This is a genomic window from Nesterenkonia sphaerica (genome assembly GCF_005771565.1).
Classification (GTDB): Bacteria; Actinomycetota; Actinomycetes; order Actinomycetales; family Micrococcaceae; genus Nesterenkonia; species Nesterenkonia sphaerica.
Genome location: NZ_VAWA01000001.1, coordinates 86,048 through 108,022, shown reverse-complemented (window position 1 = coordinate 108,022; position 21,975 = coordinate 86,048). Strand labels below are relative to the sequence as shown.

Here is a 21,975-nt window from a genome sequence, read left to right as displayed (position 1 = left end):
TGCGGCGTCTCCGAGTCGACTCGACCTTCAAAGTTTTCTGCTGGGGTCGAATGCTCCTCGTCATAGAAGTCAGCATGGCGGACCCAGGTCACGGCATTCTTGCCTTGTTCAGTGCTCTGCGCAGGCACGAATCCAAGTCTGCACGGAGCTGCCTGTGCTCCGCGCCAGCGGCTTCCGCCAAAGCTCGTACAGCAATATCAACAGCCATACCTTCCGGCAGGGAAAGTCCCTGCTGCGGCATCAGCTCCGCCATCAGGTGCCGCAGACGGCGGGTGGTGCGATGCCTGACCACGGCGTTGCCGACAGCTTTTGAGACGATAAACCCACACCGCCAACTAGGTGACGCTGGGCGATCATGCAATCGCGCGGTGACCACCACAGTTCTGCTGCCCGCACGGCGTCCATGGCGCATCACTGCGGCAAAATCACCGGAGGAGGTCAGCCGGTGCGGGGCGGGAAGCATGGATCTACGGTACCTGCACCGGCATGACAAAGGCCCACCCGCAGATGCGTAGTGGGCCTTGGCCTTGTAGTGCTGCTGGGCTTATGCCGAGAGCTTCTGGCGTCCGCTCCGGCGGCGGGCCGAAATGATCGAACGGCCGGCGCGGGTCCGCATACGGGACCGGAAGCCGTGCTTACGGCTGCGACGGCGGTTGCTCGGCTGGAATGTCCGCTTGCTCACTGTGTACTCCCATGGTGATGGACGTGAAGTCTTGGTGTCCTGAAACACCCGTGCCAGGGCACGCAAGTATTCCAGGGTGATCTGTCAACAATAGGTGAGCACGTTTCTTTCCGTCAAATACTGGTCTCCGACACGCTCGCTCACTCGACGTCGATGCTGCCTGTCCCCAGATTTCCCGACTTTTTCCACAGTAGTTGTGGAATACTGACAGCAATAAGATTGCCCGGCCCCACGTCAGTTATGAGGGAGCAGCTTGCCCGCCGACTCCAATTCCTCCGTCTCTTCCCAATGGCAGCAGGTTCTGACTGAGCTGCGTGAGAATCACGGCATCACTGGCTTGAAGCTCGCCGACGTCGCCCGCGCCGTACCCCAATCCGATCACCTCATCGGGGACACGCTGCTTCTCGCCGTCCCGCACGAGCGGGTCCGCCAACTACTGCACACCACCCTGCAGACTGAGCTCTCACACGCCCTGCACACCGTGTTTGGACGCGACATCCTCTGCGCCTATGTCATAGATCCGGAGTTAGCCCGGGCCCAGAGCGAGCGGGATGAGACCACCGCGGCTCCGGCCACACCCCAGGCGCCGGCACCCTCCTCGGCAGCGGGCCAGGATGGGGCCGCTGCTCCCTTTGAGCCTGCTTCGCCGGTCCGGCCCCCGTCACCGACTGCCGCAGCACCGACCAACGTCGGTTCCGAGACTTCACGGCTGAATCCTCGCTACATCTTCGACACCTTTGTCATCGGCTCATCGAATCGGTTCGCCCATGCTGCTGCCAATGCCGTGGCTGAAGCACCAGCGAAGGCCTACAATCCCCTATTCATCTATGGAGACTCAGGGTTGGGCAAGACCCACCTGCTCCATGCAATCGGGCACTACGCCCAACGTCTCTACTCCGGCATCCGAGTGCGGTACGTGAACTCAGAGGAGTTCACCAATGACTTCATCAACTCAATCCGCGATGATGAGGGTGCCAGTTTCAAGCACCTGTACAGGAACGTGGACATCCTGCTCTTGGACGACATCCAATTCCTGGCAGACAAAGAACGCACGGTGGAAGAGTTCTTCCACACGTTCAACACCCTGTACAACAACAATAAGCAGGTGGTCATCACCTCTGATGAGCCGCCCAAGAAGCTCTCCGGGTTCGAGGAACGGCTGCGCTCCCGGTTCGAATGGGGCCTGATCACCGACATTCAGCCCCCAGACTTGGAGACCCGGATCGCGATTCTGCGCAAGAAGGCCAACGCAGAGAACTTTTCCTGTCCGGATGACGTGCTCGAATACATCGGGTCCAAGATCTCCACCAATATTCGTGAACTTGAGGGAGCGCTGATTCGCGTCACCGCCTACTCGGCTCTCAATAAGCAGGAGGTGGATCTCTCCTTGGCGGAACAGGTGATGCGGGACTTGATCTCCGATGATCACGCCAAAGAGATCACCGCCCAGCAGATCATCAACGCCACTGCGGAGTACTACGCGTTCACCGTTGAGGACCTGATGTCCAAGTCTCGCAGCCGGAATCTGGTCACCGCGCGGCAGATCGCCATGTATCTGCTGCGCGAACTGACGGAGATGTCACTGCCGAAGATAGGACAGGAACTCGGCGGCCGGGACCACACCACCGTGATCTACGCAGAGCGAAAGATTCGAGAGTTGATGGCCGAACGCCGGGCTGTGTTCAATCAGGTGACCGAGCTGACCAACAAGATCAAGCATGGCCGCTGACCTGCAACTTTGGTGACTTTTCCGGAAGAATCACACTGTGAACTGCCAACTCATACACATCTCACACGGATGTAGTTCCGCGGAATGAGCGCGTGGCGCACTAGTTGACAGATGGGTATTCCACAGTTTTCCTCACATATCCACAGGTCGAGGTGAAGTTTGAGGGACGTCCCTGCTCTGGATTGTGGAAAAACCCTGAACTATTCGTGCGATAGTCACCAAATCTGTGGATAACTGCCCCTGCCCTGGGGATTTCCTGTTTTCCCTGTGAAAATCCTCCCCGTGTAGTTCACATCTCGACCCGAGGATCACCACGGAAAATTACACAGAGGGATCCCGTCACTGGCGCCCGACCCGGCACTTATCCACAGAATCCACAACAGTTACTACCACCTCTGATCTTTTAAATTCCATCTCTATGCATAAGCAACTGTTCTGCTCAAGGCCCAGATGTTGTGCTGGAATCCCAGACTTTCGGCATATCTGGGGAAGACTGTAAGCTCATGCCTCAGACACACCTGGCCGAATGCTTGACTATGAGGGAGCCCTCCGTGCAGTTCACCGTAGACCGAGACGTCCTGTCCGAGGCTGTGTCGTGGGCTGCACGCTCTCTGTCACCCCGACCGCCGGCTCCGGTGCTTTCCGGTCTCCTCATCACAGCGGAGAACCAGCAAGTGGTCATCTCCAGCTTTGACTATGAGGTCTCGGCCCAGCTCAGCATCGATGCCGAGATCGCTCACGAAGGAACCGTGCTGGTCTCAGGACGGCTGCTCAATGACATTGTGAAGTCCTTGCCGCATGCCCCGGTCACTGTCTCCTTGGAGGAGACCAAAGTGATTCTGACGTGTAAGTCCTCCACGTTCACCTTGACGACAATGCCGGTGGATGAGTATCCCGATCTGCCGGCTCAGCCCGACGTGGCAGGTGTGGTTGACGGCACGGCATTCGCTCGCGCGGTCTCCCAAGTCATCACTGCCGCAGCCCGGGACGACACCCTGCCGCTGCTGACCGCAGTGAAACTCGAGATCGAAGGCGACACGATTACGTTCTTCGCCACTGACCGGTACCGGCTGGCAATGCGGGAGATCACGTGGCGGCCGACAGACCCGTCGATCTCTACCTCGCTGCAGATCAAGGCAAAAACGCTCAGCGAAGTGGCGAAGTCCCTCGCCGGTGCTGGCGATTTGGCACTAGCAATTTCCGACGACGACGCGCTGGTGGGCTTTTCCTCCGGAGGCCGGCGAACCACCAGCACACTCGTCGACGGTGATTATCCGAAGATTCGTCAGCTTTTTCCCGAAGAGACGCCCATTCACGCAGTGGTCAACACTGCTGAGCTGATTGAAGCCGCCCGCCGCGTCTCCCTCGTCTCAGAACGCAACGGCTACATCCGGCTGCAGTTCACCGACGATGACCGGGTGACTCTGGACGCTGGCGTGGATGACAATGCCTCCGCCTCGGAAGCAGTCGGAGCGCAGCTGAGTGGAGAACCGATCACGGTGGGATTCAACCCGAGCTACCTCAATGAAGGACTCAGCGTCTTCGACACCGAATATCTGCGATTCAGCTTCGTCTCCGCGCCCAAACCTGCCATGATTACAGGCCAGCAGGAAGGCGAGGGAGAGAATTCCACAGATTTCCGGTACTTGCTGATGCCGGTGCGGCTGCAGGATCGCTGAGAGTTGAGTCGCTGATACGCGGTGCGGCTTTCTCGGCTGATTCTGCAGGATTTTCGCAGTTACGCGGAAACTGATCTCTCCCTGCGTCCGGGACCGAATGTGTTCCTGGGATACAACGGTGTGGGGAAGACCAACATCGCTGAGGCGGTGGCCTACCTGGCGACTCTCTCTTCACATCGGGTTACCCACGACGCCCCGCTGATCCGCCACGGAGAATCCCAGGCGATTATCCGCGCCCAGGCACATCGCGGCGCGCGCGAGGCATATCTCGAAGTGGAGATCAATCCGGGGAAGACCAATCGGGCCCGAATCAACCGGGGATCCGCGGTCCGCGCCACTGAGGCACTGGGTATCCTGCGCACTGTGCTCTTCGCCCCCGAAGACCTTGAACTGGTCAAAGGAGCGCCCACGGTGCGTCGGCGCCTGTTCGACTCCCTGGCCGTGCAGCTTCAGCCAACATTGGGCCAGCTCTCTCAGGACTACGGCAAAGTGCTGCGCCAACGCAACGCCCTGCTGAAGTCAATCCGCCACCAGGGGTTCACTCCCACTCATGAATCCACCCTTGAGGTATGGGACGCTCAATTGGCGCAGGTGGGAGGCAGAGTATTGCGCGCCAGGCTGGACGTTCTTGCAGCGCTGCGCCCGCACTTGAGTGAGGCCTACCAGGATCTCTCCCACTCCGTCCGTACCGCACGGATGCGCTATTTGTCTTCGCTGACCGGCCATGATGAGGACGGTGAAGACCTCAGCGGGCCGACCGTTGAGGATCCAGCCGGAGACGTTTCCCCGTTGGAGGGGGCCTCAGCTGCGGAACTGGTCTCCGAGTTGCAGGCCGCGCTGCGTTCTGTGCGCCGCCGCGAGCGCGAGCGCGGTGTGACGCTGGTCGGTCCGCACCGCGACGATATTCACTTCAGCCTGGACTCCACCCCCGTGAAGGGCTACGCCTCCCACGGCGAGACGTGGTCCTTCGCTTTGGGACTGCGGCTGGCGAGCTACCGGGTGATGCTCGATGACGACCCGGAGCCGGGAGCGGAGCCCATCTTGATCTTGGACGATGTCTTCGCTGAGCTCGATGCACGGCGCCGAAGCCGATTGGCAGACCTCTCCACCGGGGCTGAACAGCTGATTGTCACCGCTGCGGTGGATGATGATGTGCCGGAAGCGTTGTTGAGCAACGCCTACCGCGTGGAGTCGGCCAACCAGCTGAGCACTGCGACCGCGGCCGGTCCCCTCCGGGGGCACGATGAATGAGGAGGTGGAGCTGCCAGATGCTGCCACAGTCCTGTTCAATCGCTTCCGCAAAGCCGCCGAGGACAGGGGACAGCAGCGCCTGCGCCGACCGCCCAAGAACGTTTCCCTGAACTCTGACCCCAGGAATGTCTCACAGAGCGCCCCCCGCGAGGGAGCGGGTGCTGCCGCAGGGCAGCAAGGGGACCTGCGTGACCCCAAGCTCCTCGGCGAGGCGCTGCAGACGTTGGTACGCACCAGAGGGTGGAAGGCACCAGTAGCGGTCGGATCTGTCATCAGCAGATGGGACCAGCTGGTGGGTGAGGCCATCGCACAACACTGCCGGCCCGAAACCTTCGAAGACGGCACGGTGGTGGTGGGTTGTGACTCCACCGCTTGGGCGACCAACCTCAAACTGATGAAGCCCAAGATCCTTGACGTCTTCGAAAAAGAACTGGGCCAAGGGATCGTGACCGAGATTGAGATTCGTGGACCTCAGGCGCCGAGCTGGAAGAAAGGCCGGTATTCCGTGCGCGGACGCGGGCCTCGTGACACCTACGGATAAACCTCCCCGACTGCGCTCGAGCTGGGGGGACCACAGTGGTCAATTCAGCATTGACATGGATCGCCGTGATTGACGATATGCCGCATTTGAGCCCTGGAGACGACCACAGACCCGTGCGAGCATCTGGCCATCGGTTCCAGCGGCCCTCGAGAGTCTCCTGCGGGCATAACAGGGCCGCGAAACCCGTCCAGAAATGCGGGAATCGGTCTTTATCGCGGTAGAATGTCGCAAGTGAGTGAACAGGACATCCCCGACGGGAATTACGGCGCATCTGACATCACTGTCCTGGAAGGGCTCGAGGCTGTTCGCAAACGGCCGGGGATGTACATCGGCTCCACGGGAGAGCGCGGTCTCCACCACCTGGTCTACGAGGTGGTGGACAACTCCGTCGATGAGGCGTTGGCCGGCTACTGTTCCCATATTCAGGTGACCCTGCAGCAGGACGGCGGGGTGCGTGTGGAAGATGATGGCCGCGGTATTCCGGTGGACATGCATCCCACCGAGGGGAAGCCGACCGTGGAAGTGGTCATGACCGTACTGCACGCCGGAGGGAAATTCGGCGGCAGCGGCTATGCGGTTTCCGGAGGGCTGCACGGGGTCGGAATCTCTGTGGTCAACGCACTGTCATCACGCGTGGAGACTACTGTCCGGCGCCAAGGATACGAATGGTCCATTGCCTTCGCCGATGGTGGGGAGACCATCCGTCCGCTGACCCAGCATGGCGAGGCTTCCTCCACCGGCACCACCCAGGTCTTCTACCCGGATGCCAGCATCTTCGAAAGCGTGGAGTTCAGCTTCGAGACTCTTCGGGCGCGATTCCAGCAGATGGCTTTCCTCAATAAGGGCCTGCGCATCACCCTGCGCGATGAGCGCGACATCGAAGACAACGTGATCGTGGTCGATGAAATCGTCGAATCGCACCATGAGGCAGAGGAGCCGCTGCCTGAGGGGGAGGAGCCCTCCGCGGCCGAACCGGGAGAGCACGAGGAAGCTTTCGCCGAGTCCTCCAAGGGCCGGGTGGTGGTGTATCAGTACGACGACGGCCTCCTCGACTACGTCAAACACCTCAACTCAGCGAAGAAGACCGAACCCGTCCACGACGACGTCATCGCTTTCGACTCTGAGGACACCGAACGTGGGATCGCCGCCGAAATCGCGATGCAGTGGACGCTGACCTACTCCGAATCAGTGCACACCTACGCGAACACCATCAACACTCATGAGGGCGGCACCCATGAAGAGGGTTTCCGCTCCGCGATGACTGCGCTGGTGAATCGGTACGCCCGGGAGAAGAACTATCTCAAGGACAAGGAAGACAACCTCACCGGTGAGGACATCCGTGAAGGGCTCACTGCGGTGATCTCGGTGAAACTCTCTGAACCGCAGTTCGAGGGCCAGACGAAGACCAAACTCGGCAACTCGGAGGCTCGCGGATTCGTCCAGGGTATGGTGCATACCCAGCTGGGGGACTGGCTGGAGCGCAACCCCGGTCCCGCCCGGGAGATCATCCGCAAGGCCCAATCCGCCGCCCAGGCCCGCATGGCGGCACGCAAGGCCCGCGAACAGGCCCGGCGGAAATCTCCGCTGGAAACCTTCGGCATGCCCGGAAAGCTGGCCGACTGCTCCTCGAAGGACCCCAGCGAGTCCGAGGTCTACCTGGTGGAGGGTGACTCCGCCGGCGGCTCTGCCAAGCGCGGCCGCAACCCGCGCACCCAGGCGATCCTTCCACTGCGCGGCAAGATCCTCAACGTGGAGCGCGCCCGGCTGGACAAAGCACTCTCCAACCAAGAGGTGCAGTCCATGATCACAGCCTTCGGAACCAATATCGGTGAAGAGTTCGACATCACCAAGCTGCGGTACCACAAGATCGTGCTGATGGCCGATGCCGACGTGGACGGACAGCACATCACCACCCTGATGCTGACCCTGCTCTTCCGCTATATGCGGCCCCTGATCGAACACGGCTATGTGTTCCTGGCTCAGCCGCCGCTGTATAAGATCAAATGGACCGGCGGCGACCCGGACTACGTGTTCACCGACCATGAGCGGGACCAGGCCCTGGCGGCCGGCCGGGCGGCAGGGCGCAAGCTGCCCAAAGAGCTGGGCATCCAGCGCTACAAGGGGCTCGGTGAGATGGACTACTCCGAGCTGTGGGAAACCACCATGGACCCCGAGAACCGCACTCTGCTCCAGGTGTCGATGGAAGACGCCGCAGCGGCCGATGAGATCTTCTCCATCCTGATGGGTGAGGATGTCGAGTCTCGGCGCAGCTTCATCCAGCAGAACGCCAAAGACGTCCGTTTCCTCGATATCTGATGGCCCGCCCTGCGGCTTGCCCAGGCGTCGTCGTCAGCTGTTGAGACCTCGAAGGAAGAGAATACGTGAGCGATAACATTCCAGAGAACCCGGATGTGCCGGCGCCGCTGAGCGGTGTAGAAGTGGGCCGGGTCCGGCAGGTGGACCTGCAGACAGAGATGAAGCGGTCCTATCTGGACTACGCGATGGCAGTGATCGTCGGCCGCGCCCTTCCGGATGTCCGGGACGGCCTGAAGCCGGTGCATCGACGGGTGCTGTATGCCATGTACGACGGCGGCTACCGACCTGACCGGTCCTTCAACAAGTGCGCCCGCGTGGTGGGCGACGTCATGGGCTCCTACCACCCCCACGGCGACTCTGCGATCTACGATGCTCTGGTCAGGCTCATCCAGGACTGGGTGATGCGTTACCCGCTGGCGACGGGCCAGGGGAACTTCGGCAACCCCGGTGACGACGGCGCGGCCGCTCCGCGTTACACCGAGACCAAGATGGCGCCGCTGGCGATGGAGATGGTCCGGGACATCAACGAGGACACCGTTGACTTCCAGGACAATTACGACGGTAAGCAGCAGGAACCTGTGGTGCTTCCCGCCCGCTTCCCCAACCTGCTGGTCAACGGTTCCTCCGGCATCGCGGTGGGCATGGCCACCAATATTCCACCGCACAACCTCCGTGAGGTCGCATCCGGGGTCCAGTGGTACCTGCAGAACCCCGGGGCCACCCGGGAGGAGCTCTTGGAGGCTCTGCTGCAGCGGGTGCAGGGACCGGATTTCCCCACCGGCGCGCAAATTCTGGGCACCCAGGGCATTGAGGATGCCTACCGGACCGGACGCGGATCCATCACCATGCGGGCTGTGGTCAGCGTGGAGGAGCTGCAGGGCCGTTCCTGCCTGGTGGTGACCGAGCTTCCCTACCACGCCAACCCTGACGCTCTGGCACGGAAGATCGCAGCCCTGGTCAAAGACGGCAAGATCGGCGGCATCGCTGAGATCCGGGACGAATCCTCCGGCCGGACGGGTCAGCGTCTGGTGATCGTTCTCAAGCGCGACGCCGTGGCCAAGGTGGTGCTGAACAACCTCTACAAGCACACTCAGCTGCAGGAGAACTTTTCGGCGAACATGCTCGCCCTGGTCGATGGAGTTCCCCGCACGCTGAGCCTTGATGCGTTCGTCCACCACTGGGTGACTCACCAGATCGAGGTCATCGTCCGGCGGACCCGGTTCCGGCTGGCCAAGGCGGAGGCTGAGGCGCATATCAAGCTGGGTCTGCTGAAGGCTCTGGATGAGATCGACCGAGTGATTGAGACCATCCGTGGCTCAGCCAACGTGGAGGAAGCCCGGGAGGGTCTGAAGCGGCTGCTCGACATTGACGACAGCCAGGCCACAGCGATTGTGGACATGCAGCTGCGCCGCCTGGTCGGCCTGGAGCGGCAGAAGCTGCAGAACGAGTACGACGAGTTGATGCGCATGATCGCCGACTACCAAGCCATCCTCGCCAGTGAGGACCGGCAGCGCCAGATCGTCAGTGACGAGCTGAACACGATAGTGGAGAAGTTCGGCGATGACCGGAGAACCCACATTTTGCGCGGCTACGGCGGTGACATGTCCATGGAGGACCTCATCCCCGAGGAAGACGTGGTCGTCTCCATCACCCGTGACGGATACGTGAAGCGGACCCGGATCGACAACTACCGTGCCCAGATCCGCGGTGGCAAGGGCGTCCGCGGTGCCCAGCTGCGCGCCGACGACGTCGTCGAGCATTTCTTCGTGACCACCACCCACCACTGGATCCTGTTCTTCACCAACCTGGGCCGGGTCTACCGGACAAAGTGCTATGACCTGATGGAATCGGGCCGGGACTCGAAGGGCCAGCACGTGGCCAACGTGGTGGCCTTCCAACCCGATGAGACCATCGCCGGGGTGCTGGCGCTGAAGAACTACGACGACGCCAGCTACCTGGTGCTGGCGACTAAGTCGGGACTGGTGAAGAAGACCAAGCTCACCGACTACGATTCGCCGCGCCAGGCCGGGGTGATCGCGATCAATCTCCGCGAAGAGGATGAGCTGGTCTCCGCCAAACTGGTCTCCGCTCAGGATGATCTGATGCTGGTCTCCCGGCACGGGCAGTCGCTGCGGTTCACTGCCACTGACCAGGCATTGCGGCCCATGGGCCGGGCGACCTCCGGGGTGACGGGGATGAAGTTCCGCGGCGAGGATGAACTCCTCACCGCCGATGTGGTCACCCCCGATTCCTACGTCTTCATCGTCACCGAAGGCGGCTACGCAAAACGCACCCATGTAGACGAATACCGGGTGCAGGGCCGGGGAGGTCTCGGCATCAAAGTCGGCAAGTTCGTCGAGGACCGGGGAGACCTCGTCGGCGCGATGGTGGTGGAAGAGGACGACGAGGTGCTGGTGGTCATGAACTCCGGCAATGTGGTCCGCTCCGCTGTTTCGGGCGTCCCGCCCCGGGGACGCGACACTATGGGTGTGATCTTTGCCAAGCCGCGGAAGAATGATCGGATCCTCAAAGTGGCCAAATCTTCCGGTGCGGCCCTCGCCGCTGCCGGCGAGGAGGCGGAGGAGGCACCGGAGATCGAGGATGCCCCCACTGATAACGAAGCCGCAACATCTGAAGCTGAGGTTCAGGATGCTGAGAGCTCAGAATAGCCATATGCAGTACCGTGGTCTCTCGATGAGTACGACTACACCTTCCCTTGGAGGTCATTTGTGAGCGAGAGCAAGGACGGCCGGAGCGGCCAGACTGGCGCGGCTGAGGCCAAACGGCGCTTCCCCGCGCCGCGGCCGCGTGGTGCCACGATGACCAACATGCCTGCCATCAAGGAAGAGATCGCGACGGCGCCGCAGAGTGCTGGGCACTCAACACCTAAACCTGCAGCTCCGCGACCGCGGCCTCAGGGCAAGCCGACAGCACGTCCCCAGCCCGGGCCCCGTCCGGGGAGTGGACGTCAGGCCCAGCCACTGGTGAGGCCGACTCCCAAGGCGAAGGTCCGCAAAGCCCGGCTTCTGGTTTCCAAGGTGGATCCGTGGTCAGTGCTGAAGATGAGCTTCCTGCTCTCGGTGGCACTGGGCATCATGCTGGTCGTCTGCGCGGTCACCCTGTGGTCGATGATGGATCTCACCGGGGTCTTCGACCGGGTGAACGATCTGGCCGGCCAGATACTGGGCGGCAACGCTGAGGCAGGCGGCTTCCAGCTCCAGGAGCTGGTCACCGTGGGGCAGGTGGCGTCCTTCGCCACCATCATCGCGGTGGTGAATGTGGTGCTGCTGACGGTGCTGTCGATGCTGGCGGCCGTGCTGTACAACCTGTCTGCCTCCCTGGTGGGCGGCGTCGGTGTCACCCTCACCGACGACTGAGGTCTGCAGCCGAAGGCGGCCGGGCACTGCTGATTTGTTCAGCGCGGGAGCGCTGATGTAATGTGTAGTGGTCGCTCTCCGCAGCGATGAGAAGGAACAGGTTTCGGGCGTATAGCTCAGGCGGTTAGAGCGTCACACTGATAATGTGAAGGTCCGTGGTTCAAGTCCACGTACGCCCACTATGAAACGAATCCTGATTGTGGCAGCAGCGGTGGCAGGAATCGCTGTGTACCGAGAGTGGAAGAAGAACGAAGGCACTCGTCAGGTCTGGAACCAGGCCACCGACGAGGTCAAGAACTGAATATCCGTCACGGGGCCTTAGCTCAGATGGTAGAGCGCCTGCTTTGCAAGCAGGATGTCAGGAGTTCGAGTCTCCTAGGCTCCACACAGTCCCGCATCGGGGACCGCCAATGAAACACCATGTCAGCTCCGGTCGAGACCCGGCACATGAGTGGGCGGTCGAGGCGGAGGGCGTCCGGGCCCGCTGGCAGCAGCTCAACCTGCCTGGCCTCATCGATATACATACCCATTTCATGCCGCACAATGTGCTGCGAAAAGTCTGGGCCTACTTTGACGGCGTTGCACCCCTTCTGGGTCAGGAATGGCCGATTACCTATCGCACCTCTGAGGACCAACGCCTCAGTATCCTCCGGTCCTTCGGTGTGCGGACCTTCACCTCACTCAACTACGCCCACCGGCCCGGGATGGCATCCTGGCTCAACGACTACTCTCGGCGCTTTGCTGATCAGGTGCCTGAAGCCGCACTGAGCGGGACCTTCTTCCCCGAACCCTCCGCGCCGGACTATGTGGCCGAGGCCCTTGAGGCCGGCACCCGAGTGTTCAAGGTTCACGTGCAGGTCGGAGGGTTCGACCCCGGGGACCCCGCCCTTGACCCAGTGTGGGAGATGCTTTCCTCGTCAGCGACGCCGGTGGTCATTCATTGCGGGTCGGGACCCAATCCGGGGGAGTTCACCGGACCGGAGCGAATGGAGCGGCTTCTGCAGCGGTTCCCGACGCTGCAGCTGGTCATCGCCCACATGGGGATGCCCGAATATGCGCAGTTCCTGGCCCTGGCTCGGCGTTTCTACGGGGTACACCTGGACACCACCATGGTGTTCACCGACTTCATCGAAAGGCTGCACCCGTTCCCGCGTGAGCACGTGTCTCAGCTGAGGGATATGCAGGAGCGCATCATCCTCGGTTCGGACTTCCCCAATATTCCGTACACCTACACTCATGCCCTCGATGCGCTGATCAATCTTGATCTCGGCGACTCGTGGCTCCGGGCGGTGCTGCACGACAACGGCGCGCGCCTGCTTCACATCTGAGCCCCAGCAGCCACCTGACAGCTGCCCAACCGCCACATCCGAGGGGACACCAGGGCCCAGACGCGCAAATGTCCTACTCAGGCTCCCGCGGCGGGGCCGTGTCCATGGGTTTTCGGGCACAGACGATGGGACTCTCCGCGGTGGAACCTGGAATTGCCCACCAGATTGCCCACAGGCGCGTCTTTCCCGGCCGATCAGGGGTAGAGAAGAATCCGCGAGATGTGACTTGCAGCACAGCCGTTGATGCTATAGGTTTTTGGCAGAAGCTATAGGAAAGGTGTCAACTAATGTCAGTTGAAGCGAAAGTCACCAAGGCCCACGAGGCGTTCCTCGCCATGGGAACCCGCACCCTCCAGGAGCGCGCTGAGTGGATGGAGGCTGTTGCAGAGGCGCTCGAGGGTCACCGCGAGCAGTTGGTCGAAGTGGGCCAAGCCGAGACCCACTTGCCCGCCGCCCGCCTCAACACAGAGCTGACCAGAACCGTCTTCCAACTTCAGCTGCTTGCTCAAGAGGTTCGACAGGGTCAGTTCTTGGACGCGACCATCGACCATCAGGACCCCGACTGGGGCATGGGGCCCCGGCCGGACATTCGGCGTGTCAACGTTCCTCTGGGCGTCGTCGGCGTTTTCGGCGCATCCAATTTTCCCTTTGCCTTCTCCGTGGCTGGTGGAGACACTGCCTCCGCCTGGGCGGCAGGCTGCCCCGTGGTGCACAAGATTCATGGTGGCCACGTGAAGCTGGGAGAGCTGACTGCGCGGGTCATAGAGGACAGCCTGCAGCAGGCCGGCGCCCCCGAGGGGATGTTTTCAGCGATCACCGGTCGCGAAGCAGGCATCGAGCTGGTGGAACACCCCCAGGTGAAGGCGATCGGATTTACCGGTTCGGTCCCCGGGGGTCGCGCGCTGTTCGACCGGGCCGCGGCCCGTCCTGAGCCGATCCCGTTCTATGGCGAACTCGGCTCGATCAACCCCGTGGTCGTCACCGAGAACGCATGGCAGCAGCGCGGAGAAAAGATCGCTGAGGGTTTCGTCACTTCGATGACTATGGGAATTGGTCAGTTCTGTACGAAGCCGGGACTGGTTCTTGTCCCCAGCGCTGTCGCCGAGCAGGCGAAGAAAGCCATCACCGATGCGCTGCAGAGCGTGGAGCTTCCGGGGAAAATGCTCAATGATCGCATTGCTGAAGGCTTTGCTGAGGCGCGGCAACACGTGGCGAACCTCGACGGTGTGGCCAGGATGGCGGACGGCGGCGGCGAGAACCAGGACCCCCCGGCCCCCAGCGTATTCTCCGTGGAAGCCGGAGAACTGGGGCCCGAGGCAGAAGTTCTGCACACTGAAATGTTCGGACCTGCGGCGGTGGTCATCACGTATGAGAATTCAGCAGAACTGCTGCGCGTCCTCGGTTACCTGCCCGGACAGCTGACCGGCACCATCCACGCTGAGCAGGACGAAGACATTGAAGATCTCATGAGTGCGCTGGCCCAGCGGTGCGGCCGTCTGCTGAAGAATGGGTGGCCCACCGGAGTCACGGTGACCTATGCGCAGCACCACGGTGGGCCCTACCCGGCGACCACGGCACTGGGCACCTCAGTGGGCACTGCCGCGGTGTCCCGGTTCCTCCGTGCTGTGGCGTATCAGGACTTTGCCGACGTCGATCTTCCTCCGGCGCTCCAGGAGAGCAACCCACTGGGTCTGCGCCGTCGAGTCGACGGTGAATGGAAGAACTGAGGTCTTAGCTGATGACAACGGAACACACCATCGCCGATATTCTTCCGCAAGACGATTCAGGCGTTTACATCGGGCGGATCTGGGACCTCACCCGGAATCTTCCGGTACCGGTGCTCTACTCCGGGGAAGACGTCTGGGATGCCTCGCACATCGCTGCCACGACAGCCGACTTGCTTGAGCTGGAGGACCTTCAGCACCAGCTTGCGCAGCTCAGGCAGCGCCAGCCCACCTGGAAGATCCACGAGATCCGACTCGAAAGTCAAGGGCACGCTGATTCACCGCTGCTCCTAGCCCCGCTCGATGCACAAGTGATCAAGGCCTGCGGGGTGACCTTTGTCGGCTCCATGATTGAACGTGTTATTGAGGAGCGCAGTGGGGGAGACCCATCCGTCGCGGCCACCGTCCGGGAGCAGATGCAGCGCGAAATCGGAGTGGACTTGGCCAGCGTAGTACCGGGCGGAGAAGAGGCTCAGGCGGTCAAGAAAGCCCTACTGGACCGGGGTTGGTGGTCTCAGTACTTGGAAGTGGGCCTGGGGCCAGACCCCGAGGTCTTCACCAAAGCACCAGTTCTCGCGGCCGTGGGCAGCGGGAGCCCGATCGGCATCCCGGACTTCTCCTCGTGGAATAACCCGGAACCGGAGCTGGTGCTCGTCGTGGATTCCCGCGGGAGCATTGTGGGTGTCACCCTGGGCAACGACGTCAATCTCCGTGACGTGGAGGGCCGCAGCGCCCTGCTTCTTGGGAAGGCCAAGGACAATAATCGCTCCACAGCGATTGGCCCCTTTATCCGGCTCACTACCAGCACATTCACTCTTGAGGACGCCCAACAGCTGGAGATCTCCCTCACCGTTGAGGGTCCAGAAGGGTACACCCTGCGCGGGATCAACGCCGTCTCCGCACTGAGCCGCCCCTTTGAAGATCTGGTCACCGCCACCCGCGGCGACCACCATCAGTACCCTGACGGATTCGCCCTTTTCACGGGCACGCTGTTTGCTCCCACACAAGACCGGGACGTCCCGGGTGAGGGCTTCACTCACAAGATAGGCGACGTCGTGAGCATCGCCAACGACAGCTTAGGCGCGTTGGTCAATCACGTGGGACGAACCGAAGAACTGCCCCCGTGGACCTACGGGATTCGTGCCTTTTCTCGTGATGTCGCCCGTTTGGAAAAGTCAGGCAACGGGTCATGAAACTCGCGTCCCAGACACAGTCGACCGATGGCCATCAGATTCCTGTGGTGGAGCGTCCGTGGGCTGAAGCTGAGGCGCCAAAAGCTTCGGGCGCCGACCTGCCGCCGTACGACCGCATCAAGGCCATGATCCTTTCCAAAGCGATCCCACCAGATACCAAGCTCAACATCGACAAGCTGGCTCGCGAACTCGGTGTCTCTCAAACCCCGGTACGGGAGGCGCTGCAACGCCTTGAGGGCGACAAGCTCGTGGTGGGAAAGAAGCCTCGAGGACTGTGGACCACACCCCTGCTGGGTGAACGGGAACTTCGCGATCTCATCGAAGTGCGGTTGCTCATGGAGCCCTGGTCGGCCCGATCCGCGGCGACGGACCGGGCAACGAATCCCGGCCGGGAGATGCTCGCAGAGATTGAGCGTTTCGTCGAGCTAGGAGAGCTCAAACACCAGGGATACGCTCTGGCATCCCATGACGTCGCCTTCCACGACATGATCTTTCATGCCGTGGGCAACACCTTTCTCCACGACGCTTTTCGACAGCTGCACGCTCACCTTCACCTCTTCCGGCTCTACCCGGCCGATTTGGACGGCACTCACACCATCGAAGAGCACAAGGCGATCGCCGAAGCGATCAGCCGAGCGGACCCGCAGGCCGCTGAGGAAGCCATGCGGGCGCACCTTTTCGCCGCTATGGACCGGTTCTCCCTGGGACTACGGCACGACGACACCCTATCCAGCCTCGGGACTGTGCGTTCGCAGGTTCTGGGCCCACCGCCTTCGGCAACGGGTGCGGTCAGTTCACACAAGGAGACTTCATGAAGCAGACGACAGCGCCGCAAACTCAGCGGCTTTCGGTGGCAGAGGCCGAGAATTTTGCACGCAGGCTCCTCGTGGCGGTCGGCGCCCGGGAGCACGACGCTCGCATTACGGCTGAGAACCTTATCTTCGCCGACCGGAGTGGTATCGCTTCACACGGCCTGCTGCGCCTGCCGCTCTACGCTGAGGCCGCAGTAGAAGGCGGCATCAATACCGCAGCCACCATGAAGTGGATACGCACCGCGCCGGGAGGAGGCTTGCTCGATGCCGACGGCGCCTTCGGGCAGGTCGCCATGGAGGAGGCAGTGCAATTCAGCATCGATGAGCTTTCTCGCAGCGCATCCAGCGTTGTCGCAGTCCAAAACAGTGTTCACTTTGGCGCCGGCGCCTTCTGGGTGGAGAAGCTCACTGACCACGGGTTCATCGCAGTAGCTACCTCCACCACCGGACCCGCCGTCGCTCCCTTCGGCGGAGCAGGGAAGGTACTGGGCACCAACCCGTTGTCGATCGGCATGCCCACTGCCGAAGGTCCCAGTATGACCATGGATATGGCCACCAGCACCGGGGCTTACGGCAAAGTTGTCTCGGCACGGAACACGCATCAAGCGCTGCCGGAAGGGTGGGCAGTCAACGCCCAGGGTGTGGCGACCACCGATCCGCAGGAGGCACTCGACGGGGCCTTGACTGCCTTCGGCGGCCATAAGGGGTCTGGACTCGCTATCGCTCTGGAAGGACTCTCAGCTGCGCTGAGCCAGGCGTCCTATGCCCACGAAACCGTCGATATCTGGGTGGATCCGCGTTCGAAGATGAATGTGGGTCACACCCTGTGGGCCATCAATCCTGAATTCTTCGGTGGCGCCGTGCACACGCGGAATCGCGTGACCCAACTTCGTGATCGGGTTCGTGGCTCCGGGGAGCAGGTCCGCGCCCCCGGCGATATTGAAGCGATCAACCGGGTACGCCACAGTCAGGAGATCGAGCTCAGCCTCAGCACTGTCGAGCTTCTGCGCAACTCAGCAGAACGGTGGAACGTCGCGGCGCCGGAGCTGGACTGAACGGCACGCGGCGGAGCCCCAGCCAGACACACTCAACAACGCACTAACTATTTTAAGGAGAACATCATGAGATATTCCGGATCCGCACCCTTTCTGGCTGCCAGTGCCGTCATTGCACTGGGCCTGACCTCATGCGTCGGCGATGATGCCGAGGTGGACACCGGTGACACCGAGGCAGCCGAAGAGACCGAGTTGCGCTTCGCCCACGTCTACGATCCTGAACACCCGGTGGAGACCTGCGGGGTCCCTGCCATCAACGATGCCCTCGAGGACTCGGGCCTGCAGATCAGCTCCTATGCTGCCGGGCAACTCGGCAACGAGGAGGAGCTCCTTGAGCAGGTTCAATCCGGAGCTCTGGATCTCGCCGTGGCGGGCCCTTCCTTCCTGGGCGTGTGGGAGCAGAACGCCGAACTCTTCGACGCCACCTACCTCTTCACCGATGTGGACCACTTTGAGGAAACCGTCAATGGGGATATCGCCGAAGATATCTGGAACGACCTGCGGGAATCCTCCGGCCTCGACGTGCTCTCCTCCTGGTACTACGGCACTCGGCATCTGACCTCAGATGTGGAAGTCACCACCTCTGAGGACCTGTCCGGTAAGACTCTCCGCGTTCCGGAGGCGCCGCTGTACCAGACCCTGGCCGAGGTGCTCGGCGGCTCCCCGACCTCCATGGCCCTGGGCGAGGTTTACCTCGGGCTGCAGCAGGGCACCATCGATGGTCAGGAAAACCCCGTTCCCACTATCGCCAGCAACAGTTTCCAAGAGGTTCAGGACTACATCAATCTCACCGGTCATGTGATCCAGGGAGTTATGGTCGTCGGGAATCAGGATGCCCTCTCCGGGCTGCCCGAGGACCAGCAGGAGGCGCTGCGTGAGGCCACGGCTGACGCTGCCGATGAGGTCCGTACCTGCATTGAGGAAGAGGAGGAGTCCTACCTCGAAGAGTGGGCCGACAGCGGAGAGATTGAGATCAACGATGATGTCGACGTCGATCACTTCCGCGAACGTGCAGCAGAGCGCATCCCAGACGAGTTCGAATGGGGCGACATCTACCTGGAAATCCAGGAAGACTGATGTCAGTCCGGGCGCCCGGGGATGAGGATTTCCTGGAATCACGGTCTGCTGTGTACCGAGGCCTGGTGAGAGTCGAACATGGGCTGGCGATGCTGCTGCTGGTCGGGCTGTTTCTTCTCATCATTGTTCAGGTAGCGGCAAGACACGGTTTCAGCGCACCGATCAGCGGTACTGAGGAACTGGCGCGGTTTACCTTCATCTGGTTCACGTTTACCGCCGCGTCCTTCGTAGCCGCACGGCGCAAGCACATCATCGTGCAGCTCTATGGCGGAGGCAAGACTGGCAAGTTCGTTGCCGCGATCGAAGTCTTCGCCTACGCCGTCGTCATCGCAGTCAGTATTGCGATGGTGGTGGGCGGGTACCTGATGGTGCAAAGCACCTGGAACATCTCCTCCCCGGGCACCGGTCTTCCCTTTCGGTACGTCTACTCAGCACTGCCGATCGGCTTCGCGCTGATCGCACTTCACGCCGCATTGAACCTAGTGCTGGCGCTGCGTTACCCCGAGCAGTTCATCGGCGGAAAAGAAATCGAAACGGCAGGTCTGTGACATGGAACTCTTCATGATGGTCATAGCACTGCTGGTGCTGCTGGTGCTGCGCGTGCCAGCAGCCATCGCGCTGCTGGTCCCTTCACTGGTGTACATCTTCCTTGACGCCACCGTGGGCTTCGGCACCGCGGCGCAGCAGACCATGTCCGGAGTGAACACGTTTCCTCTACTGGCGGTACCGCTGTTCATTCTGATGGGAAACATCGCCAACGTGTCTGGAATATCAGACAGGCTCTTTGACGCTGCTACGGCGATATTCGGACGACTGCGCGGCAGCCTGGGTTACGTCAACGTGGCGACGAGCTTCGGTTTCGCCTGGATGTCCGGGGCAGCGATATCGGATGCGGCCGCCATGGGCCGGGTGCAGGTGCCTGCAATGGTCAAGCGTGGATATCCCGAGGGCTTCACCTTGGGCCTCACGGCGTCGTCCTCCCTGATCGCCCCTATTCTGCCGCCGTCTATCCCCGCCATCATCTACGCCGTGACCGCTGGCATTTCAGTGGGCGCCCTCTTCGTCGCAGGCATCATCCCGGCGCTGCTGCTGATGTTCGCACTCGGGATCGTGGTGTTCTTCAAGCTGCGGAAGAGGGATGAGCTCCGGCTCGAACGGGTCAGCGGCAAGCAGCGCTGGATGCCGGTGCTCACCGCGCTGCCCAGCTTCGGAACGGCGGTGATTGTCCTAGGCGGCATCCTGGGCGGCATCTTCACTCCGACGGAGGCCGCAGGTGTCGCCGTGCTGTACATGCTGGTGCTGGCCCTGTGCTACCGCTCGCTGAAGTGGCACCAGCTCAAACGTGCACTGACCAATTCGGTCGAGACGGGCGGCTCCGTGCTGCTCATCGTCTGTGCCGCCGCGCTCTTCGGCTGGGTGCTGTCACGGGAACGGGCTCCCCAGGTGGTCGCCGATCTGGCCTTCGAGGTGACCACCAACCCGATCGTATTCCTGATCCTGCTCAACATCGTGCTGCTGATCGTGGGTGCGGTTCTGGAGCCCACAGCGGCAATCCTGATCCTGGTGCCGGTCCTGTCTCCTGTTGCCACCATGTTTGGTCTGGAACCACTGCACGTGGCGGTGATCGTGATCTTCAACCTCATGTTGGGCCTGCTCACTCCACCAGTGGGTCTGGTGCTATTCGTCCTCTCATCGGTGACCAACTACTCGGTGACCAAAGTGATCCGCGGAGTGGCCCCCTTCTACGGAATCCTGCTGCTGGTGCTGGTTCTCATCACCTTCTTCCCCTTCTTCAGTACGTGGCTGCCTGGCATCGTCAGCTAGCCCGAGACACATGGCTCGAAAAATCATTTGAAAGGAACGCACTATGCCCACTATCAGTGACATCAAGGTCCAAGACGTCCGGTTTCCCACTTCGCTGGAGCTCGATGGCTCCGACGCAGTCAACGTAGATCCGGACTACTCTGCCGCCTATGTGGTGGTGGAGGCGGATAACGGGGAAGCCGGTCACGGACTGGTCTTCTCCTGCGGACGAGGCAACGAGGTGATCGTCCGGGCCATCGAGTCCTACGGCGAACTCCTGGCTGGTCGGGACTTGGACGAGCTGCTGTCGAATATGGGCGCGGCGTCGAAGCTGCTGGTCCACGACTCTCAGATGCGCTGGCTGGGACCCGAGAAGGGCGTGAGTCACATGGCGGCCGGTGCGGTCGTCAACGCACTATGGGACATCGCCGCCCGCCGCGCGGAGAAGCCACTGTGGAGATACCTCGCTGAACTGTCCCCGGAGAAGCTCGTGGAAGCCATCGACTTCACGCACATCTCCGATGCGTTGACTCCCGAGGAAGCCCTGGCCATTCTGCAGGAGGGACAAGCGGGCAAAGAAGAGCGCATCCGTGCTCTGGAAGAAGAGGGATACCCTGCTTACACCACCTCGCCCGGCTGGTTGGGGTACAGCGACGAAAAGGTTGTCCGACTCAGCAAGGAGGCGGTCGGCAACGGTTTCGACCTCATCAAGCTCAAAGTGGGTGGGGATCTCGAGAGCGACCGTCGACGGCTGAGAATTGTACGAGAGGCAGTCGGCGAGGATATCAAGGTCGCAATCGACGCCAATCAGCGGTGGGACGTGCCTGAGGCCATTGACTGGCTGCAGCAACTTTCTGAGTTCAACCCCTGGTGGATCGAAGAAGCGACCAGCACTGACGACGTGCTCGGTCACGCCACGATCCGCAAGGCAGTCGCACCGATGAAGGTGGCCACCGGCGAGGCGGTCCACAACAGAATCATCTTCAAGCAGCTGCTGCAGGCCCAGGCCATCGACGTGCTGCAGATCGATTCGACCCGCGTCGCCGGAGTCAATGAGAACCTCGCCAACCTCCTCCTGGCCAAGAAGTTCGGCGTCCCCGTGTGCCCGCACGCCGGCGGGGTGGGACTGTGCGAACTGGTGCAACACTTCTCGTTCTTCGACTATGCCGCTGTGTCCGGAAGTCTTCACAATCGATACATCGAGTACGTCGATCACCTCCACGAGCACTTCGCTGAGCCGGTGGTCATCAAGAACGCCCGGTACCAGGCGCCCAAGGCCCCCGGCAACGGTGCAGAGATGCACACTGAGTCACGTGCCCGGTGGACATTCCCCGACGGTCAGGGCTGGCAGGAAGTGGCTGGTCGAGCAGCGGTGACCCGCAACTGACAGTTGCGCCCCGGCCTGAGC

The 21,975-nt window shown here is 61.6% G+C and carries 19 protein-coding genes and 2 tRNA genes; 19 read left to right on the top strand and 2 right to left on the bottom strand.

Annotation, left to right across the window (positions count from 1 at the left end):
* Positions 1-88: 88 nt before the first annotated feature.
* Complete coding sequence (gene rnpA, locus FEF27_RS00515) at positions 89-463, bottom strand: ribonuclease P protein component (protein WP_138168868.1); 375 nt, start codon at positions 461-463, stop codon at positions 89-91.
* 81 nt (positions 464-544) lie between these two features.
* Positions 545-682 (bottom strand): 50S ribosomal protein L34, encoded by a 138-nt coding sequence (gene rpmH / locus FEF27_RS00510; RefSeq protein WP_119902207.1) that lies wholly within the window; start codon positions 680-682, stop codon positions 545-547.
* Between the two features lie 253 nt (positions 683-935).
* On the opposite strand from rpmH, the gene dnaA reads away from it, so the two are divergent.
* The 19 genes from dnaA (at position 936) to FEF27_RS00420 (ending at position 21,954) form a co-directional block, all read left to right on the top strand.
* Positions 936-2,411 (top strand): chromosomal replication initiator protein DnaA, encoded by a 1,476-nt coding sequence (dnaA, locus tag FEF27_RS00505; RefSeq protein ID WP_138168867.1) that lies wholly within the window; start codon positions 936-938, stop codon positions 2,409-2,411.
* 551 nt (positions 2,412-2,962) lie between these two features.
* Positions 2,963-4,090 (top strand): DNA polymerase III subunit beta, encoded by a 1,128-nt coding sequence (gene dnaN / locus FEF27_RS00500; protein ID WP_138169047.1) that lies wholly within the window; start codon positions 2,963-2,965, stop codon positions 4,088-4,090.
* Positions 4,091-4,111: 21 nt separating this feature from the next.
* The gene (gene recF, locus FEF27_RS00495; RefSeq protein ID WP_138168866.1) at positions 4,112-5,341 is read left to right on the top strand and encodes a DNA replication/repair protein RecF; all 1,230 of its coding nucleotides are present in this window, start codon (positions 4,112-4,114) and stop codon (positions 5,339-5,341) included.
* Positions 5,334-5,882: a DciA family protein gene (locus FEF27_RS00490; RefSeq protein WP_138168865.1), complete on the top strand. Its 549-nt coding sequence runs from the start codon at positions 5,334-5,336 to the stop codon at positions 5,880-5,882. The genes recF and FEF27_RS00490 overlap by 8 nt, the downstream gene beginning before the upstream one ends.
* A gap of 222 nt (positions 5,883-6,104) precedes the next feature.
* Complete coding sequence (gyrB, locus tag FEF27_RS00485) at positions 6,105-8,198, top strand: DNA topoisomerase (ATP-hydrolyzing) subunit B (protein WP_138168864.1); 2,094 nt, start codon at positions 6,105-6,107, stop codon at positions 8,196-8,198.
* A 65-nt stretch (positions 8,199-8,263) separates the two neighbouring features.
* A complete protein-coding gene (gyrA, locus tag FEF27_RS00480; protein WP_138168863.1) occupies positions 8,264-10,867 on the top strand; it encodes a DNA gyrase subunit A in 2,604 nt (867 codons plus the stop codon).
* Between the two features lie 150 nt (positions 10,868-11,017).
* The gene (locus FEF27_RS00475; RefSeq protein ID WP_138169046.1) at positions 11,018-11,575 is read left to right on the top strand and encodes a DUF3566 domain-containing protein; all 558 of its coding nucleotides are present in this window, start codon (positions 11,018-11,020) and stop codon (positions 11,573-11,575) included.
* A 105-nt stretch (positions 11,576-11,680) separates the two neighbouring features.
* A tRNA-Ile gene (locus tag FEF27_RS00470) sits at positions 11,681-11,754 on the top strand.
* Between the two features lie 2 nt (positions 11,755-11,756).
* Positions 11,757-11,876, top strand: a complete 120-nt coding sequence (locus tag FEF27_RS13570; RefSeq protein ID WP_243728880.1) for a DLW-39 family protein — start codon at positions 11,757-11,759, stop codon at positions 11,874-11,876.
* 11 nt (positions 11,877-11,887) lie between these two features.
* A tRNA-Ala gene (locus FEF27_RS00465) sits at positions 11,888-11,960 on the top strand.
* A gap of 25 nt (positions 11,961-11,985) precedes the next feature.
* Complete coding sequence (locus tag FEF27_RS00460; RefSeq protein WP_138168862.1) at positions 11,986-12,903, top strand: amidohydrolase family protein; 918 nt, start codon at positions 11,986-11,988, stop codon at positions 12,901-12,903.
* A 287-nt stretch (positions 12,904-13,190) separates the two neighbouring features.
* The gene (locus FEF27_RS00455) at positions 13,191-14,630 is read left to right on the top strand and encodes an aldehyde dehydrogenase (NADP(+)) (RefSeq protein WP_138168861.1); all 1,440 of its coding nucleotides are present in this window, start codon (positions 13,191-13,193) and stop codon (positions 14,628-14,630) included.
* An 11-nt stretch (positions 14,631-14,641) separates the two neighbouring features.
* Positions 14,642-15,820, top strand: coding sequence for a fumarylacetoacetate hydrolase family protein (locus FEF27_RS00450; RefSeq protein ID WP_138168860.1), 1,179 nt, complete (start codon positions 14,642-14,644; stop codon positions 15,818-15,820).
* Positions 15,817-16,635, top strand: coding sequence for a GntR family transcriptional regulator (locus tag FEF27_RS00445; RefSeq protein WP_138168859.1), 819 nt, complete (start codon positions 15,817-15,819; stop codon positions 16,633-16,635). The genes FEF27_RS00450 and FEF27_RS00445 overlap by 4 nt, the downstream gene beginning before the upstream one ends.
* A complete protein-coding gene (locus FEF27_RS00440) occupies positions 16,632-17,687 on the top strand; it encodes an Ldh family oxidoreductase (RefSeq protein WP_138168858.1) in 1,056 nt (351 codons plus the stop codon). Before FEF27_RS00445 ends, FEF27_RS00440 begins: the two co-directional genes overlap by 4 nt.
* Before the next feature lie 66 nt (positions 17,688-17,753).
* Positions 17,754-18,764: a DctP family TRAP transporter solute-binding subunit gene (locus FEF27_RS00435; RefSeq protein ID WP_138168857.1), complete on the top strand. Its 1,011-nt coding sequence runs from the start codon at positions 17,754-17,756 to the stop codon at positions 18,762-18,764.
* Positions 18,764-19,312: a TRAP transporter small permease gene (locus FEF27_RS00430; RefSeq protein ID WP_166429864.1), complete on the top strand. Its 549-nt coding sequence runs from the start codon at positions 18,764-18,766 to the stop codon at positions 19,310-19,312. Before FEF27_RS00435 ends, FEF27_RS00430 begins: the two co-directional genes overlap by 1 nt.
* Positions 19,313-19,325: 13 nt before the next feature.
* Positions 19,326-20,588 (top strand): TRAP transporter large permease, encoded by a 1,263-nt coding sequence (locus tag FEF27_RS00425; RefSeq protein WP_243728879.1) that lies wholly within the window; start codon positions 19,326-19,328, stop codon positions 20,586-20,588.
* A gap of 43 nt (positions 20,589-20,631) precedes the next feature.
* Positions 20,632-21,954, top strand: a complete 1,323-nt coding sequence (locus FEF27_RS00420; RefSeq protein WP_138168854.1) for an enolase C-terminal domain-like protein — start codon at positions 20,632-20,634, stop codon at positions 21,952-21,954.
* Positions 21,955-21,975: the final 21 nt, after the last annotated feature.

What these genes read in the sequence shown, in the direction of transcription:
- rnpA (WP_138168868.1), bottom strand. Translation starts at nt 463, where the DNA reads ATGCTTCCCGCCCCGCACCGGCTGACCTCCTCCGGTGATTTTGCCGCA.
- FEF27_RS00490 (WP_138168865.1), top strand. Translation starts at nt 5,334, where the DNA reads ATGAATGAGGAGGTGGAGCTGCCAGATGCTGCCACAGTCCTGTTCAAT.
- gyrB (WP_138168864.1), top strand. Translation starts at nt 6,105, where the DNA reads ATGTCGCAAGTGAGTGAACAGGACATCCCCGACGGGAATTACGGCGCA.
- FEF27_RS00475 (WP_138169046.1), top strand. Translation starts at nt 11,018, where the DNA reads ATGACCAACATGCCTGCCATCAAGGAAGAGATCGCGACGGCGCCGCAG.
- FEF27_RS13570 (WP_243728880.1), top strand. Translation starts at nt 11,757, where the DNA reads ATGAAACGAATCCTGATTGTGGCAGCAGCGGTGGCAGGAATCGCTGTG.
- FEF27_RS00460 (WP_138168862.1), top strand. Translation starts at nt 11,986, where the DNA reads ATGAAACACCATGTCAGCTCCGGTCGAGACCCGGCACATGAGTGGGCG.
- FEF27_RS00455 (WP_138168861.1), top strand. Translation starts at nt 13,191, where the DNA reads ATGTCAGTTGAAGCGAAAGTCACCAAGGCCCACGAGGCGTTCCTCGCC.
- FEF27_RS00450 (WP_138168860.1), top strand. Translation starts at nt 14,642, where the DNA reads ATGACAACGGAACACACCATCGCCGATATTCTTCCGCAAGACGATTCA.
- FEF27_RS00445 (WP_138168859.1), top strand. Translation starts at nt 15,817, where the DNA reads ATGAAACTCGCGTCCCAGACACAGTCGACCGATGGCCATCAGATTCCT.
- FEF27_RS00440 (WP_138168858.1), top strand. Translation starts at nt 16,632, where the DNA reads ATGAAGCAGACGACAGCGCCGCAAACTCAGCGGCTTTCGGTGGCAGAG.
- FEF27_RS00435 (WP_138168857.1), top strand. Translation starts at nt 17,754, where the DNA reads ATGAGATATTCCGGATCCGCACCCTTTCTGGCTGCCAGTGCCGTCATT.
- FEF27_RS00430 (WP_166429864.1), top strand. Translation starts at nt 18,764, where the DNA reads ATGTCAGTCCGGGCGCCCGGGGATGAGGATTTCCTGGAATCACGGTCT.
- FEF27_RS00425 (WP_243728879.1), top strand. Translation starts at nt 19,326, where the DNA reads ATGATGGTCATAGCACTGCTGGTGCTGCTGGTGCTGCGCGTGCCAGCA.
- FEF27_RS00420 (WP_138168854.1), top strand. Translation starts at nt 20,632, where the DNA reads ATGCCCACTATCAGTGACATCAAGGTCCAAGACGTCCGGTTTCCCACT.